The organism is Nodosilinea sp. P-1105 (assembly GCF_012911975.1).
Lineage (GTDB): Bacteria > Cyanobacteriota > Cyanobacteriia > Phormidesmidales > Phormidesmidaceae > Nodosilinea.
Window position 1 is genome coordinate 58,822 of sequence record NZ_SMDQ01000022.1, and the last position, 16,403, is coordinate 75,224.

Consider the following 16,403-nt stretch of genomic DNA (forward strand, 5'->3'; position numbering starts at 1 on the left):
ATCAGACCCTAGGACAACTACTATGACCAGCTTTCCCATTGATCTGGGCGCTTACCAGCGAATTTCTTTAGACGCGTCGACCCCTACCCTGACCGACGACCAACGCAGTGCGCTTAAAGCCAATATTCAGCTTTGCCGTGACGCCATTGTGTTTTTCACGGCCACTGGGGCCGCCCGGGGAGTGGGTGGACACACTGGTGGTCCCTACGACACGGTACCTGAAGTGATGATTCTGGATGCCCTGTTTCGGGGAGCTGGGGAAAAGTATGTACCCATTTTCTTTGATGAAGCCGGTCACCGGGTTGCCACCCAATATCTGATGGCGGTCTTGAATGGGGATATGCCCGCCGAACAGCTGATGCGCTATCGGGAAGCCCACCAAAAGCTACCGGGTCACCCTGAACTCGGGCTGACCCCTGGTGTCAAGTTTAGCTCCGGGCGTTTGGGGCACATGTGGCCCTATGTCAATGGTGTGGCCTTGGCCAATCCCGGCAAGACTGTCTTTTGCCTCGGGTCGGATGGGTCTCAGCAGGAGGGCAATGATGCGGAAGCGGCTCGGTTTGCAGTAGCTAACCATGTCAATGTCAAGTTGCTGATTGACGACAACGATGTCACCATTGCCGGTCACCCCTCTCACTACATGGGGGGCTATAGCGTCAAGCAAACTCTGGAAGGCCATGGCCTAACTGTCCTGGAAGGGGATGGGGAAGACATTGATAGCCTTTACGCCAATATTTGTCAGGCGATTAATACCCCTGGTCCTGTGGCATTGGTTAACAAGCGAGCCATGGCCGTGGGCATTGATGGTGTAGAAGGTACGACCCATGGTCATGATGTGGTGCCTGTGGATGCTGCCATCACCTATCTAGAGGCCAAGGGACACACCGCCGCCGTTGACGTGCTCAAGGGGATCGAGAAGCCCAAGAACACCTATCAATTTTTGGGCTCTAGCGACAAACTGGGGTCTAACCGTAACGTTTTTGGCGATGCGGTGGTTGAGGTATTGGGGACCATGGACGAAACTACCCGCAAAGCCAGCGTGCTAGTGGTGGATAGCGATCTAGAAGGCTCCTGCGGATTGGCCCAAATTCGCAAAGCCCACCCAGAAGTGTTCATTAGCGGTGGGATTCAAGAGCGGGGTAACCTGTCAGCGGCAGCTGGTTTTGGCATGGAGAAGGGTAAGCAAGGGATTTTTGCCACCTTCAGTGCCTTTTTGGAAATGTGTATTTCCGAAATCACCATGGCCCGATTGAACTATTCCAACCTGTTGTGCCACTTCTCCCATGCTGGCATCGACGACATGGCCGACAATACTTGTCACTTCGGCATCAACAACATGTTTGCCGATAACGGCCTAGATGATGGCTACGAAACCCGTCTCTATTTCCCGGCCGATGCTAACCAGATGAAAGCCTGCGTCAAAGGGGTCTTTAACCACCCTGGCCTGCGGTTCATCTTTTCGACTCGCTCGAAGGTGCCGATGATTCTTGATGCCGATGGCAATGAGATGTTTGGCGGCGACTATACCTTTACTCCGGGTCAGGACGAGGTGATTCGAGAAGGGACAGCTGGTTACATTGTGACGTTTGGTGATTCCCTCTATCGCGCTCTAGATGCGGTGGAGCGCCTAAAGCAAGAGGGGATTGATGTGGGGCTGGTGAACAAAGCCACCCTTAATGTTGTGGATGAAGCGATGATGGCTAAACTGGGCCAAGCCCCCTTTGTCCTGGTCACGGAGGCCTTTAACCGCCGCACTGGCCTGGGTAGTCGGTTTGGCTCCTGGCTACTAGAGCGGGGCTATACCCCCAAATTTGCCCATTTGGGCACTCACGAAGAAGGTAGCGGTGGGCTGTGGGAGCAGTACCCCCACCAGGGGATTGACCCGGCGGGCATTATTGCCAAGGTGAAAGAGTTGGCGAGTTAGCCATTGGCTTGGCCGGTTTTAAAGGCTACTTGATACACATAAGTTGTGCTAGACTTCATCCCCTCGCTTTGGCCCCCTTTTCTGGTATGCCCGTAGGGCTATAATCCCCCAATTCTGGGGGACTTTGATTCCGATCCCCCCCCGAATTTGCCCTCCGGGCACGCTGCGCGAACGGGGGGCTAGGGGGGCCAAAGTTGGCAATTCGGAGCTGCTCACACGATATGTGTACTTAGCAGGGTTTAAAGGGGAAGGGGTAACCCATAGTTAGCTGGCCTGATTGGCTGACATGGGCGGCCCCTAATCCCTACTGATGAATCCCTACTGAGGTGGTTGAGACCAGCGGAAAAATATGCCGCCTAGCAAGCTCAAAAGGGCTAAGCCCAATAGACCTGCCAGAGGATTATCGTCTAGCCCTGTGACCCAGGCGGGAACCGCCCCAGTGGGGGTAATCAGGTGTCCCACGTTCACTAGATAGTAGCCCCACACTAAGCCACTATGGAGTCCTACCGGGTGGCCGAGTCCAGTTGTGGCAGCTGAATCCAGGGGAATGCGTCGGGCCCAAACTAGGACGATGCCCAATAACAGTAGCCCCACGAACTGGGGCAACATCGCCAAAAGCACATCTAGGGGCTTAATAAAATGAGCCAGGGCAAAAATCAGGCTGCTGATGGCTAACGCCCAACGGAGCGAGCAGCCCTGTTCTAGTTCCCACAACAGCCAGCCACGAAACAAGATTTCTTCTGACCAGCCTACGGCAAAGGCCGTGATTGCCCCTGCTAAGCCGATGCCAACTAAGCCCCAGCCTAGGTCGGGCCTGAGTCTAGCCCAACCTAACCCCAGTTGCACCAGCACCAGCAACGCTAGACTCAGTACACCGATGATCCCACCAAGCCCCATGCCCCGCAGTAAAGGCTTTAATCCGGCAAAGCCTATCTGCCGCCAGGGCTGAACCACCCCATGCACCCGTCGCTGCCATCGGGGGAGCACGATCAGAAACACGAGATAGAGTAGCGCGGTGGGAAATAAATCGCCGCCGGGTAATCTTCCCTGGGCCGAAAGCCAATACAGGGGCAGGGCGGCTGGGGCCCAAACCGTAGCCACTAACCCTAAGAAGGCGAAGACCCGCACTGGAGAGGACGACTTGGCTAATTTCGAGGCCGCGATCGCCATTTATGCACTCATACTATTCGTCTGGTTCGATGGTACTGGTTAACCCTAAATTCTTCAGCCCTTCGCTATAAAATTCAGCATGTTCTAGGGCACAGGTAATCACAAGGGCAACGCCAGCGGTGTGAGCCTGCATCATAATGTCGACTGCTTGGGGCATGGTTAAGCTGGGTACAACCTTCAGCAGTGATTCCACCACGTACTCCATCGAGTTGAATTCGTCATTATGGAGTAGCACCCGGTAGCGGGGCGCTGGCTTGCGGACAGTGGAGGTTGTACTTCGCTCTATAGTTTCGACAGACACGACAATCCCTCTTCAACTGGGTAAAGGATTAACTCCAGGGACATCTCCCTCTGCTCATAAAACTTTACCCTAGGCTGAGTGTCGCCCTTGGGTCAAGGGTAAATTCTAACCCACGGGAATGTTTTGAAGACGGCGACGGCTTTACCTGGCCTGATGGGGGACCACCTATCCCTAAGATCAAGTGGCCCATTGTCAGGGCAGGGAGTGATTGAGGGCAATGGATACTTAGGCGCGAATTTTTTTTACCCGAATTTTTTCTACCATAGAGGGTATGTCGGATCGTCACTTTGATACCGCTGTGCCAGAGTCTTCTACCCCAAATCTTAAGTCGTCCCTTGGTCCGACCTGGGAGAGTCCTAGTGCCGAGACCTTGGTCCCGCATCAAATTGTATTTTTGGAATGGCAAGGGACCCGATTGTATGCTGAAGTTATTCAGGTGATTCGCGATCGCCAGGTCTGCTGGGTACGCCCTTTGGTCTTGGCGGCCCCCCAACGGTCGCCCATCTTGTATGCGTCCTCATGGTTTGATGCTTCGGATGTCAGCGATGCGACCAGACAACCGGTTGTCCCCGACTTGATCTGGCCCATCCACCAGTTTCGCCTGGCTTTGGATGAGGATGTGCTACCGTTTTTGAGCTTGCAGGGCCAGAAGTTCTCTATCCCTGGTCAACCTCGACCGGCTGATGCCACGCCTTTGCATCAACTGCAGCAGTTTGTCGCCAGCTTTTGCTCACCTCAGGCGTCCAATGCTTCAGATACTACTGTTTCAGATAACTGCGATCGCCCCTGACCCAAGACCCGATCTAAGCAGCACCCTGTCATTATCCTGGCGAGCCCAGTGATGGTGCCGACCAGTATGCTCAGGCATCAGCCGATCAGTTGTTGCTGCCCCCTGGAACTTGAAACCCTAAGCCAGGGTTGTCATCTGTCTGCCAACCAGGGCTAGCGCCTGTCTTTGCCAACGCTGGGTAGAGTCAGCGGTCTAGGTGACACCAGCGCTAGACCCTCGAGTTTGATAAATTTTTTATGAAGATAGCTAAGCTAGGGTGATTAGCTCTTTGCCCCTCATTAATAATGCAGGCTACAAGACAACATCTATGGGGTTTCACCTAGGGGATATCACTGGGGGAATGTCACTGGGGGGATGTCACTGGGCCAGTTCCCAAGCATCATCCCAAAGCGGGTTTAGCGTATTTCTTGGAACTAAGCGAATCCGGCCAGCGTCCATTTCGCTCATGAGCAGTTCTAGGGCTTCTGAGTCACCTATGGGTAAATACCCCAAGCGAGAGAGCTCGGTGTTGATGCCCTGCTCAATATCAGGAGTTAAGAGCCCCATATGGAGGGCCTTTTCAACCAGATGACGAATAGAGAAGGTTTGATGCATAGAGATCTGACTCATAGATATTAGCCATATAAGTGAATGTTGTACTGATATTGTCTGAAGCTTTAGCCATTAAGGAGGTGATAGCCTGCATGATCTAATGTGAGCCTGGTTCAGGAAATAAGTGATTTAAATCACCAAATGAATCAAGGTATACCAGTATAGTCAGTAAATTCACGGAGGCAGATGGTTAACAAGATCTGCACACGATCAGCAGTTTTATCAAGATCAGGCCAATTTCCTGGATAAAGTTAGGTGTTTTACAGTGAAAGCACTTACTGTCGTAGATATTAGACCGTAGCTTTAACAGTTGTTAACAATTTTCTTGGGCTGACTAGGAGTATAGGAATATGCAAACTATGACTAGACCTATGGCTGTCGTACAAGCTCAGGGCTCTCTCAATGCTTCCAACGCCAAAGATTTTCAGGTTTCTATGGTGCAGCAGCTCCAGAGTGACCTATCTTCCGGCTTGGTGGTCGATATGAGCGGTGTGGAGTCCCTCGACAGTGCTGGACTGATTGCCCTGGTGGCGGCTCTGAAGCAGGCGCGGCAGCAGCAGAAGCGGTTCTGTCTTTGCACAGTGCCCCCCAGTATTCGGATTATTTTTGAACTCACCCAGCTGGATCGCGCCTTTGAAATGATTGACGCTATGCCCCAAATGGCGGCTGCGGCATAGCTTGTCCCCATTAGCTCTGCCCCAGTTATCTTCAACAGTTTGAACCCTGTCCGACCTGCTGTAGCTTTGGCTTGCAGCAGGTTTTTTACGGCAGGGTTTTACGGCACGAAGCGGATCATCTTTTTAGCCTGACCGCTATAGTAGGTTGAAGAAACCCCGTAGCCTCGTTGCGAGTCATTGAATCGTGTCTGTATCTATTGATACCCTGCTAACTCCCGACATTAACAAGCCCGCTCGTTACTTAGGTAACGAATTGGGGGCGGTGCACAAACCTTGGGCCGAAACCGCAGTGCGTTGGGTGCTGACCTACCCCGAGGTGTATGAGGTGGGGGCGTCTAACCTGGGCCATATTATTCTGTATAGCATTTTGAATGCGCAGCCTCGCCAGCTCTGCGATCGCGCCTATCTACCTGCCACCGACTTAGCAACTAAGCTTAAGCAAACCAACACGCCCCTATTTGCGGTCGAATCCCAACGTAGCCTCACAGACTTTGACATCCTGGGGTTCAGTCTCAGTTACGAATTGGGGGCCACCAATATCCTGGAAATGCTTTCCCTAGCTGGCATTCCCTTCACCTGGCAAGAGCGGGACCAGGGGCGGCGCTTTGACGTAGACGCGGGTTCCTGGCCGCTGATTTTTGCTGGCGGACAGACCGCCACCTCCAACCCAGAGCCCTATGCCGACTTTTTTGACTTTGTGGCCCTGGGGGATGGCGAAGAACTGCTGCCCGAAATTGCCCTAGTGCTAGAAGAAGGAAAAGCCGCCGGTCTCAGCCGAGAGGCACTGCTGCTAGATTTGGCCCAGGTGCCAGGGGTGTATGTGCCCCGGTTCTACACCATGGCCGCAGATGGTTCGGTACAGCCTAACCGCCCTGACGTACCCCGCCGAGTATTACGGCGAGTGGCTACCCCCATGCCCACCTATGCCATGGGCTTGGTGCCCTACGTGGAGACTGTTCACGACCGGCTGACCGTAGAAATTCGCCGGGGCTGTACCCGGGGCTGCCGATTTTGCCAGCCAGGTATGCTGACCCGCCCAGCTCGGGATGTGGCGCCGGAAGCAGTGGTGGATGCAATTGAAACCGGTATGCGCCAGACGGGCTACAACGAATTCTCCCTGCTTTCTCTGAGTTGCTCGGACTATCTGGCGTTGCCTGCGGTGGGGGTGGAAATCAAAAACCGCCTGAAAGACGAAAACATTTCCCTGTCTCTACCCAGTCAGCGGGTGGATCGGTTTGACGAGAATATTGCCCACATCGTCGGGGGCACCCGCCTGACAGGCCTAACCTTTGCTCCTGAGGCAGGCACCCAGCGGATGCGGGACATTATCAATAAAGGGTTAACCAACGAAGAACTGCTGCAAGGGGTGAAAACGGCCCATGAGCAGGGCTGGGATCGGGTCAAACTCTATTTCATGATTGGTTTGCCCGGCGAGACCGATGCCGACGTGATCGGCATCGCCGAGACGGTGCGCTGGCTGCGCCAAGCTTGCTATATCAAAGGACGTAAGTCCTTATCGTTTAACATCACGATTTCTAACTTTACCCCCAAGCCCCACACGCCCTTTCAGTGGCATACGGTTTCAACGGAGGAATTTTTGCGGAAACAGGCCCTGCTCCAGGCTGAGTTCAAGACCATGCGCTGGGCCAAGGTAAACTTTACCGATGTACGCATTTCGGCGATGGAAGACTTTGTGGGCCGGGGCGATCGCCGGTTAGCCGCCGTTGTACATCGGGCCTGGGAATTGGGGGCTGGCATGGATGCCTGGTGGGAAAGCCTGGACAATGCCTTCAATGCCTGGACCCAGGCGATTGACGAGGCCGGTCTGTCCTGGAAATATCGCCAGGTCTCCCAGGGGGAATGGAATGTGATGGAAACCCAGGGCGGTGCCCCCCGTCTAGAGGCTCCCCTACCCTGGGATCACTTGGATACCGGCATTGATAAAGCCTGGTTACAGCAGGACCTGCAACGGGCCTTAGAAGCGGCTACAGTGCCCGACTGCTCCTTCGAAGGGTGCAGCCATTGTGGAGTATGTGGGACTGACTTCGGCCACAATGTGGTCGTCCCTCCCCCGCCAATTCCCACCTTTGTCGGCCATGGTAAACCCGATCAGGCTCGGGTACAGCGGCTACGGGTTACCCTCGGCAAGCTGGGGGATATGGCCCTGATTGGTCATTTGGATCTGGTGCGCCTTTTCGATCGGGCCCTGCGCCGGGCTGGTCTGCCCATTTCCTTCACCGGTGGTTTTCATCCAGGCCCTCGTATTTCCCCCGCCAATGCTCTGCCCCTGGGGGTAACCAGTAGTGGTGAGGTGATTGACTTTGAGCTGAAAACCGTCATGGATCCTGAAGACTTTCGTCAGCAATTGGCGGCGCAACTGCCTGCCGAGATTCCCCTTTACCATGTCGAGCCGGTGTCACTGCAAGAACCCTCCGCCACCAAGCGGCTCGACCAGGCCGAATACTGGCTTGCCATCAGCCAGGAGGATCCCCAGGGGGCTGCCGCTGATTGGCCCAGCTGGATTGCGGCGGTACGCGACATGCAGACCTTTATGTGGGAAAAAACCACTAAATCTGGCCAGGTACAAACGGTTAATTTACGGGAACGTCTATACCAGATTGACCTGGCTCCGGCCACAGCACCACGGCCTGTGGCCATGGGCCGCGACGGTGGGACAGTTGTTAGAATGGTTGGTAGTTGTCGCAACGATGGGAACCTACTGCGGCCTGAACAAGTCCTGTGGATGATAGAAACAGCAGCAGGGCAGCCCTTGAAACTTGAGCAGATTCACCGTTCTCGCCTGGTGTTTCGGTCCCATGACCAGTCCGCTGCGGCGTCAGGTGATGATGGTGACACTACTCCAACTGGCCCGATTGCCCCTTCCCCCATGCCCGTAGGTTAAAGGTTACGTTATGTCGCAAACCAAGCAATCATATCAGCCCTGTAGCCGGGATCGGTTTAGGCCTGGAGCCAGCCAATGGCTCTTGGGTTGGCTGGGGGGCGTGGCCCTTGTGGTTGCCCCCGGGCTACTGCGGTCAGCGTCAGCCGCTCCCCCAGAAACTATCGAGCAGGCTTGCTTTATTTCGGGACGCAACGGCCTTTCTGCTGGGCAAGAGATTTTGGCCGGTTACTTTCCTGGGCAGCCTGATACCCTGCGCAAGGCTTTTTGCCAGTTGCTTTTGTTCCCGACGGCCAGTCTGGTGGATACGGATGCGTTTTCAGACCAGATCGTAGGCGGTTCTGTTTCCAGTGATAGCCGCCATGCATCAGCTGAGGCGATGACGTTGCCGAGTCTGTGGTGGAATCGTGACTCGTTGACCCCCCAATTGGGGGGGCGGCGTTTGGTGATGTCTTGGATTTCCTACGAAATTGATAACTCAAGTCGTCACGTCGTTGACGTGAGGGTTAACCCTCAAATTTGGGCCGCCCTTTCCTTTAACGAGCGGTTTGCTGTGCTGAACCAGTTTGGCACCTCGGCCCGCAACTTTGGCTATGACCTGCGATTCTTCCACGGCAGTTCCCGCAATCAGCGCCTGGCTGGGGTGTATGCCTGTGAACCGGTGGCACCCAACCAGGCCACCGTTCCCCCGGATCAACTGTCTTTTGAACAACCTAACTCAGAGCCGTCATCGGACCAACCCAAAGTCTGTGCCGCCAGTCTGGATGTACCGAGAATTGTCCAGATGCAGCGTAACTTGACCGCCGCCGGAGAGCGTTTGAGTCCCGTTGCCGATGGGGTGTCACCGCCCTCTAGGGAAGTCAACGCCGGGGAAATCAACGCTGGTCGTTAGGCAGATCGTTAGACCGTAGTGCTGTCCATATATCTAAATACTGGGCTTCTGCCTCGGGGCTCACGGGGAGTAAAAAGTCGCTGGTGCGTTGAGTTTCTGGCGAGAGGATCAAGCTGGAGTAACGCTGGAGGGCATCAGGCCAGGCCGGTAGGTCTTGCCCTAACCAGCGCGGCGCCGCCCCATGACCATAAATCGCTAATTGGTTGGCAAAGTCCTCGCCTAGGCAGAAGTTGGCCCAGGCGAGGGCTTCTGTTAATAGTGTGTTGGGTTGGGCCTCCCTGGTGGCTGGTTGGACCCATAGGTCAGCACTGAGCAAGGTCCCTTCGGTTGGAATGACAGCGTTTAGGGATCGGTGCTGATGCAGGATGGGTGCAATGTCATCGGTCCAGCCGACTACCGCTGTGGCATCACCAATAATTAGGGTCTCTAGAAAGTGATTGGCATCGTAGGCTCTGACCTGCTGATGCAACTGCTGCAACATATCCTGGAGCCCCACCACCGTCTCCGGGTTGGGATGATTGGCCGAAGCGCCCAAGGCTTTGAGGGCGATGCCAAGCACCAGGCGAGGGTGGTCAGGCAAAATCACCCGACGCTGCAAGTCTGATCTGAGCAGGTCAACCCAGCGGGTTAGGGGTTGATCCTGGGAGGTGAGGCGGGCGGGGTCATAGAGAATTGCTAAACTACTCCAACGGTAGGGGATGCCCCAAAGGTTGCCGGCTTCACTGGGTTGACCATGGGAATCCCGTCGCACTAGCTGGGCCCACGGGTCAGGGGCGGGCTCCCAGGCTGCGATCGCCTCTACAGTCACCGGTTGAATTAGCTCCTGCTGAATGGCAGCTTTGAGCCAAAAGTCCCCTAACGTCGCCCATTGGGCCAATCGCTGGGGCTGAGAGCCCAGTAGCTGGCGCAACCCCGCCTGATTGGTTTCAGGTTGGGGTTGCTGCTGCCAAGTTTGCAGTCGCTTAAACAGGTCCAGCAGGGAAGGGTAAGACGTGATGGCCACAGAGCTGCCTTGCTGCTGCTGAAAGGTACGAATTACCTGGGAGGGCAGCGAGTTAGCCAATATCGCCAGACTGAGCCTTTCGCCCCCCGCCCGCTGACAACTAGTGGCTAGGGTCGCCAACCACAGGCTGGTAGCGCGGGCTAAAAAAGTGCGACGATTCATGAGCTTGAATGCCGAAGGGGACAAAACAACGGGAGAATACTGATCAAACCATAACGTTTTCCGGTTCCTGTAGAGTGCGGGTCTCCCAAGGAGTTTTAGGTGAAATCTGTTCGCGATATCATTAGCGTCACCATTACCGTGGTGCTTCTGTCCTTCATTGGCCTGAGTCTAGTTCGGCTGGGCTATTTTTTCCTGCACAGCCAGAACATGCTTTAACCTGAGTTCGGACTGGCACCGTTCCCTCCTCATAAGTACCCACAAAGTACCCAAAAGTCTTGTTTGACCTTAGCCCCCCTGCTGAAGCCCCCAGAATTGGGGGGCGGGGGGGGCAAAGCTGTAGAACCTGTTTACAACCAGACCATCGCCTGTATCATTGACACCGCTCCCCGAAAACGGATTAAGCCCAGCGATTACACCCCTGTTATGGTCGATCAGGCAACTTTTGAGGTTGATAAATCGTCCGGATGTTGGGCATAAAGCTCTGTCTTGAGTAATAAGCCAACTCCCAGTCCAGACCTGAAGTTCTACCTGTGGAAAAACTCCAGATCCCGAGCTGGCCTTGCTATGGGAAGGGATCAAGCCGATCGCGCCCAAACAGCCAACGTCAATAAAATAGCGAACAGCCCATAACCAATAACCAATAGCTCTCCCCCCATGACCTCTCACCTCAAACGCAAACTAAAACACTGGACTCTGCTGTTCTGGGCCACGCTGCTGACGGTGGTGCTGTTGGGTGGGCCTGCGATCGCCTTTCCGCCACCTTTGGCACCTTGGGGGACTGAGCCCGGGGAACTTACCCCGATTCCCCAGAGCTTCCAGAAAATTCGAGGGGTGTGGCTGACCACCAACGACATGACCATTCTGCGGGATTCGTCTCGGGTGCAGAGCGCCATGGCCGAACTGTCTCAGCTCAACTTCAATACGGTTTATCCGGTGGTTTGGAATGCGGGCTATGCCCTCTTTCCCAGCGTGATTGCCCAGCGGGTTGGGATTCCCTACATTCACCGAGGCGCTGCGGGACAGGACATTCTGGCTGACGTGATTAACCAAGCCCACCGTCAGGGGCTGCTGGCCATTCCCTGGTTTGAATTTGGCTTTATGGCGCCGCCGTCATCGGAGTTGGCGCTGGCCCATCCAGACTGGCTAACCCAGCGCCAGGACGGCAGCCAGACCTCAGGTAGTGCGGCTGGGGAAGTGGTGTGGCTCAATCCGTTTAAGCCGGAGGTGCAGCAGTTTATCACCAGCCTGGTGGCCGAAATTGCCGTCCGCTACGACATTGACGGTATTCAGTTCGATGACCACACGGCCCTGCCCAGCGACTTTGGCTATGACCCTTACACCATGGCGCTGTACCAGCAGGAAACCGAACAGCCGGTGCCGAGTAACCCGCGTGATCCGGCCTGGATGCGCTGGCGGGCAGACAAGATTACGGACTTTGTGGCTCAGCTCAACCAGACGGTGAAACAGTATCGTCCCAAAGCCATCTTTTCTGTGTCGCCTAACCCCTATGACACAGCCTACAACTCGTTTTTGCAAGATTGGGTCGGCTGGATCAACCGTGGCCTGGTGGATGAGCTGCTGGTGCAGGTCTACCGCTGGGATATGCACAGCTTTACGGATCAAATTCTGCGGCCCGAAATTCAGATGGCCCAGACACAAATCCCGGTGGGTATTGGCATTTTGACTGGGTTACGCAATCGACCTATGCCGATGGCGATGGTTCAATCTCAAGTGATGCGATCGACAGCCCAGGGGTTGGGGGTGGCCTTTTTCTATTACGAAAGTCTCTGGTACGATGCGCCGGAGTCTGTGGCAGAGCGTCAGGCCAGCTTCCGGGATTTGTTTAGCGTTCCAGCCTCCCGGTTTAGCCTACGTCGCCAGGTTTAAGGGCGCTACCCCGCCGCGCTCAGCCCACCCAGGTAGGGGGGAGCTGATAAGGCTAAAAATTAGGGTAAGCGCTTTGCAAAAGCCTTTTATTTTCTATCTTCAGGGAGGTTGCCTTAACACATCATGACTTACCATCCCCTCCCACGGAGGGTTGCCCGTGAAAGGGCGGGGTGGTCCCCTCCTGGGAGGGGTGCCCGGAGGGCGGGGTGGGTTCCTTCGGGCTTGCTTGACCCACCCCTACCCCTCCAAAGGAGGGGATGCAGACCCCTGACACCCTCAGCAACGGTAGTCATATGTCTGCCAAGCCAGTACTAAGTCTCTGCTGGTGAGCTGTCCAGGGTGAGGGAAAGCTGATAGATCGATTTTTTGGACTGGCCGGTGGCCTTGGCCAGTTGACGACTGGCGTCAGCCCGGGAGAGGCCCTGGTGCAGCAGTCGGGTCAACTCGTCCTTTAAGGCCTGCTCAGAAATGGCTGGCCCCTGGGCCGAGGCCCCCTGCACCACCAGGGTGAACTCCCCTTTGGGGGCCTGGGCTTGGTAGGTGGCGATCGCATCCCCTAGGGTGCCATGCCAGATCTGCTCAAAGCGTTTAGTTAGCTCGCGACCCAGGCTGGTGGGGCGATCGCCTCCCAGGCTGTGGGCTAAATCCGTCAAGGTTTTGAGCAGTCGGTGCGGGGCTTCATAGAGGATGATGGTGCGGGTTTCCGTCTGTAACGCCTCTAGCCGACTGGCCCGATGGCTGCCCTTCAACGGCAGAAACCCTTCAAACACAAAGCGATCGGTGGGTAAGCCTGACACACAGAGGGCGGTAATCGCTGCCGTTGGCCCAGGGATGGGCAGCACCGGCACGCCCGCCTGTACACAGGCTGCAATTAACTCCTGGCCAGGGTCAGAAATCCCTGGCATACCGGCATCAGACACCAGGGCGATCGCCTTGTGCTGCCCCTGCAAAAGGTTCAGCAACTCGCCAGTGCGACTGTGGCGGTTATGTTCGTGATAGCTTAACTGGGGCGTGGCGATCGCAAAGTGCTGCAATAATTTGGCCGTATGACGGGTATCTTCGGCAGCAATCAGGTCGACGGCTTGCAGCAGACGCACCGCCCGAAAAGTCATATCTTCCAAATTGCCTAGCGGGGTGCCCACGACGTATAAATGGCCGGGTTTGGGGTCATCAGACGCTGGTGCCATAGAAAAAGGCCAATCCCTGGGGTTAGAATTCAGTGAGTTAGTTGCTGGCATAATTGCCTATTCCCAGTCCAGCTCCAGGTCTGGAGTTTTCCCCAGGTAGACCTTTGGTCTGGACTTGGATGTGGTTAGAACGGCAATTACCGTGGCCTATGGGTTGCCTGGGGGGGGAACCGCTGAGGTGTTGGTGGCGTCCTTAGCCTATTGTATTGGAAGCATGGTCTAGGAATTGATTTTAAGCATGTACAAGCTGAAGTCTGTGGCGGTGGCCCTGGGGCTACTGAGTTTGGTGCTTGGGGTCGCCGCTCCATCTGGGGCACAACGGTCCCTGGCAGCGGCTGATTCGCCGGTGGGGCCAGACTCAGCCGAAATCGATAAGCCAGCCGAAATTGATGAGCCACTCGAGATCGATGAGCCAGCCGAAACTGATGAGCCTGATGAGCCAGCCGAGATGGACAATGGGCCAGACCCTGAAATCGAGGCCCCCTCATTCCCCCGCCGCAACACCCCAGCTCTGCCGCCCGTAGAGCTCGATAGCCACAGCCATAACAGCCTGTTTTCCATCGGTTTTCCGGCAGATTGGACCGTTACGGAGCAAGACGACGCGCCACAGTTTAGTGCCTCCGCAGAGGCTGAAGTGGTTGACGAAGCGACTATTCGCACCGAGGTGACCTGGCACTCGGCCTCTCCCCGTGAGGTTGTACCCCAGGCCCTAGACGAGATTCAGGCTAACGGCTACACCGTAGCCCGCTACGACGCCATCAACATCGATGGCACCACCGCCCTGCGCATCTGGCTCACCGATTTGCCGGACGAAGATCTGCCCAATGCGTTAATCACCTACATTGGCTATGCCGACGTTACCGCTGCTGTGGTCAGCTATTACCCAGAAAGCACCCCTGAGGTCGATAACCTGATCAACGGCATTCACCAGTCGTTCCAGCGGCAGCAGGCAACAGAGCCTTAAAATTTATCTGGCGCTACCTTCCACCTAAACCTCCCCATGACCCGCTCTCTTCCAGTGCTGTTGGTTGTTCACCAGGCTACCTCTACTCCGGGGTTAGTGGGTCAGGTGCTGCGGGATATGGGACTGACGTTAGACATACGCTGCCCCGCCCTGGGGGATACCTTACCCGCGACGATGGCAGCCCACAGTGCGGCGATCGCCTTTGGTGGTCCCATGAGTGCCAACGACGACCATGAGCCTTTTATTCGTCAAGAGTTGGCTTGGATTCCCTCCGTGCTAGGAGCCGAGAAACCCTACCTGGGCATTTGTCTGGGAGCACAACTGCTGGCTCGGGTCCTAGGGGCAACGGTGGCCCCCCATCCCCAAGGGCAACGGGAAATTGGCTATATACCTATCTACCCAACCCTAACTGGACGCGCCGTCTTGCCTAGGCCGATGGTGGTATACCAGTGGCACCAAGAAGGGTTTGACCTGCCTCGGGGCAGCCATCTGCTAGCCACAGGCGACACTTTTCCCCATCAGGCCTTCCGCTATGGCCCCCAGGCCTATGGTCTACAATTTCATCCCGAAATGACCCGACTGATGATCAACCACTGGACCACTGCTGGGGCCGATCACCTGACCGCTCCCGGAGCCCAAGGGCGACCCTACCACCTGAGCCAGCACCACCTTTACCATAGAGATGTCAGGGGTTGGCTACGGCGATTTTTAAGCCAGTGGCTAGGGCATACCCTCCAGACCGAGGCGGTTTGGCAGCGCTATTCCCCAGGCTATCGGCATGGAAATCCTGGTTTAGACAGCAGCCAGCGAGCAGTACCATAGAGGCAAACCTGTAGTGGGGCCTGGTTGGTATACCAACCGCCAGATACCCTGGGCAGACACCGATGAGGCACAGATGGTGAAGATTGGGGTGATTGGCACTGGGTTAATGGGCGCTCCGATGGCGCTGCGGTTGATGTCTGCGGGCTATCAAGTGTGGGTCTATAATCGCACCCAGCCGCGGTTAAAACCGCTGGAGTTGGCTGGGGCTAAGGTCTGTCAAACTCCAGACGAGCTCTTACAGGCCGTAGATGCAGTCATTTTGATGGTGACGGATGCTGCGGCCATTCGCTCCTTACTTCCATCTCCCCCTGGAGAAGCTACTGATCCGGCTTCCCAGCGATCGCCCCTGAATAACCTGACTGTGATCCAAATGGGCACCATTGCCCCCGCCGAAAGTCAGGCCCTGCACCAACAATTGGCGGACTTGGGAGCCAGCTACTTAGAAGCTCCTGTGCTGGGCAGTATTCCTGAGGCGAAAACGGGCAAACTGATTGTTATGGTGGGGGCCGATGCCGAGCAGTACCAACGGTGGCAACCTCTACTTGAGTGCTTTGGCAGCACCCTATACCATGTGGGGCCAGTGGGCACAGCAGCAGCCCTGAAGTTAGCTATGAACCAGTTGATTGGTTCGTTAACTGCCGCGTTTGCCCAAAGCCTGAGTCTCATTCAAGCCGCTGGCATTGATGTTGAAACCTTTATGGCGGTTGTCCGTCAGAGTGCGCTCTATGCGCCAACGTTTGATAAAAAGCTAAAGCGTATGCAGTCGGGCAATTTTGCCGATCCTAACTTTCCTACCAAGCACTTGCTGAAAGATATGGGGCTGTTTACCGAGGCAGCCCAGGCGGCTGACTTAAATACCCTACCGGCTGAAAGTGTGCGTCAGTTAGTGGCCGAGGCGGTACAGGCTGGGTTTAGCGAAGATGACTATTCTTCGATCGTGGCTATGGTTCGCTCGCAAGCTCAGCCTTAAGATGTTTGGCTCTTCCGGTCTGGTTATGCTGCTTTAAACGGAAATACCCACGGCAACAAACCTCTTAACTTGAAATTGTCGAAATTAGAAAAGCCATAACCCAATCGCTTAATCAACTTAAGCTTATTATTTATTCCCTCTACAACTCCATTCGTTATTCTCAA

Annotated in this window: 15 protein-coding genes; 9 read left to right on the top strand and 6 right to left on the bottom strand. The window is 55.5% G+C overall.

The features are described 5' to 3' along the window. Window positions 1–22 precede the first annotated feature (22 nt). Window positions 23–1,924: a transketolase C-terminal domain-containing protein gene (locus E1H13_RS11770; RefSeq protein ID WP_169613612.1), complete on the top strand. Its 1,902-nt coding sequence runs from the start codon at window positions 23–25 to the stop codon at window positions 1,922–1,924. Between the two features lie 318 nt (window positions 1,925–2,242). Here E1H13_RS11770 and E1H13_RS11775 read toward each other — a convergent pair whose 3' ends face one another. Together E1H13_RS11775 and clpS are read right to left on the bottom strand one after the other, a co-directional pair. Next, complete coding sequence (locus E1H13_RS11775; protein WP_169613613.1) at window positions 2,243–3,094, bottom strand: type II CAAX endopeptidase family protein; 852 nt, start codon at window positions 3,092–3,094, stop codon at window positions 2,243–2,245. Between the two features lie 13 nt (window positions 3,095–3,107). Further along, the gene (clpS, locus tag E1H13_RS11780; protein WP_169613614.1) at window positions 3,108–3,395 is read right to left on the bottom strand and encodes an ATP-dependent Clp protease adapter ClpS; all 288 of its coding nucleotides are present in this window, start codon (window positions 3,393–3,395) and stop codon (window positions 3,108–3,110) included. Between the two features lie 271 nt (window positions 3,396–3,666). Here clpS and E1H13_RS11785 point away from each other — a divergent pair, with 271 nt between their 5' ends. Beyond that, the gene (locus tag E1H13_RS11785; protein ID WP_169613615.1) at window positions 3,667–4,185 is read left to right on the top strand and encodes a hypothetical protein; all 519 of its coding nucleotides are present in this window, start codon (window positions 3,667–3,669) and stop codon (window positions 4,183–4,185) included. Window positions 4,186–4,542: 357 nt separating this feature from the next. Here the strand turns inward: E1H13_RS11785 and E1H13_RS11790 are convergent, their stop codons facing one another. Then, entirely contained in the window at window positions 4,543–4,779 is a 237-nt protein-coding gene (locus E1H13_RS11790; RefSeq protein WP_169613625.1) for a hypothetical protein, read from the bottom strand. A 368-nt stretch (window positions 4,780–5,147) separates the two neighbouring features. Between E1H13_RS11790 and E1H13_RS11795 the strand changes: the two genes are divergently transcribed. From E1H13_RS11795 to E1H13_RS11805, 3 genes are all read left to right on the top strand, one after another. Further along, window positions 5,148–5,453 carry an STAS domain-containing protein gene (locus E1H13_RS11795; RefSeq protein ID WP_206070374.1) on the top strand — a complete coding sequence of 102 codons (306 nt, stop codon included), beginning with the start codon at window positions 5,148–5,150 and terminating at the stop codon, window positions 5,451–5,453. 184 nt (window positions 5,454–5,637) lie between these two features. Continuing rightward, window positions 5,638–8,355, top strand: coding sequence for a TIGR03960 family B12-binding radical SAM protein (locus tag E1H13_RS11800; protein WP_169613617.1), 2,718 nt, complete (start codon window positions 5,638–5,640; stop codon window positions 8,353–8,355). A gap of 10 nt (window positions 8,356–8,365) precedes the next feature. Continuing rightward, a complete protein-coding gene (locus E1H13_RS11805; RefSeq protein ID WP_169613618.1) occupies window positions 8,366–9,244 on the top strand; it encodes a hypothetical protein in 879 nt (292 codons plus the stop codon). On the opposite strand, the gene E1H13_RS11810 is transcribed toward E1H13_RS11805, so the two are convergent. Then, entirely contained in the window at window positions 9,228–10,409 is a 1,182-nt protein-coding gene (locus tag E1H13_RS11810; protein WP_169613619.1) for an extracellular solute-binding protein, read from the bottom strand. The two genes, E1H13_RS11805 and E1H13_RS11810, sit on opposite strands and share 17 nt — an antisense overlap. Window positions 10,410–11,063: 654 nt before the next feature. On the opposite strand from E1H13_RS11810, the gene E1H13_RS11815 reads away from it, so the two are divergent. Continuing rightward, complete coding sequence (locus E1H13_RS11815; RefSeq protein ID WP_169613620.1) at window positions 11,064–12,296, top strand: glycoside hydrolase family 10 protein; 1,233 nt, start codon at window positions 11,064–11,066, stop codon at window positions 12,294–12,296. Between the two features lie 311 nt (window positions 12,297–12,607). Here E1H13_RS11815 and rsmI read toward each other — a convergent pair whose 3' ends face one another. Continuing rightward, the gene (gene rsmI / locus E1H13_RS11820; RefSeq protein WP_169613621.1) at window positions 12,608–13,483 is read right to left on the bottom strand and encodes a 16S rRNA (cytidine(1402)-2'-O)-methyltransferase; all 876 of its coding nucleotides are present in this window, start codon (window positions 13,481–13,483) and stop codon (window positions 12,608–12,610) included. Between the two features lie 238 nt (window positions 13,484–13,721). Here rsmI and E1H13_RS11825 point away from each other — a divergent pair, with 238 nt between their 5' ends. Genes E1H13_RS11825 through E1H13_RS11835 form a run of 3 tightly spaced genes read left to right on the top strand, consistent with a single transcriptional unit; the run spans window position 13,722 to window position 16,239 of the window. After that, on the top strand, window positions 13,722–14,447 hold the full coding sequence (locus tag E1H13_RS11825; RefSeq protein WP_169613622.1) for a PsbP-related protein: 726 nt from the start codon (window positions 13,722–13,724) through the stop codon (window positions 14,445–14,447). Window positions 14,448–14,483: 36 nt separating this feature from the next. Then, on the top strand, window positions 14,484–15,269 hold the full coding sequence (locus E1H13_RS11830; protein WP_169613623.1) for a glutamine amidotransferase: 786 nt from the start codon (window positions 14,484–14,486) through the stop codon (window positions 15,267–15,269). 43 nt (window positions 15,270–15,312) lie between these two features. Beyond that, window positions 15,313–16,239, top strand: coding sequence for an NAD(P)-dependent oxidoreductase (locus E1H13_RS11835; protein ID WP_347404150.1), 927 nt, complete (start codon window positions 15,313–15,315; stop codon window positions 16,237–16,239). 23 nt (window positions 16,240–16,262) lie between these two features. Here the strand turns inward: E1H13_RS11835 and E1H13_RS11840 are convergent. Beyond that, the coding region (locus E1H13_RS11840; RefSeq protein ID WP_206070380.1) for a transposase at window positions 16,263–16,403 on the bottom strand (141 nt) is incomplete at its 5' end.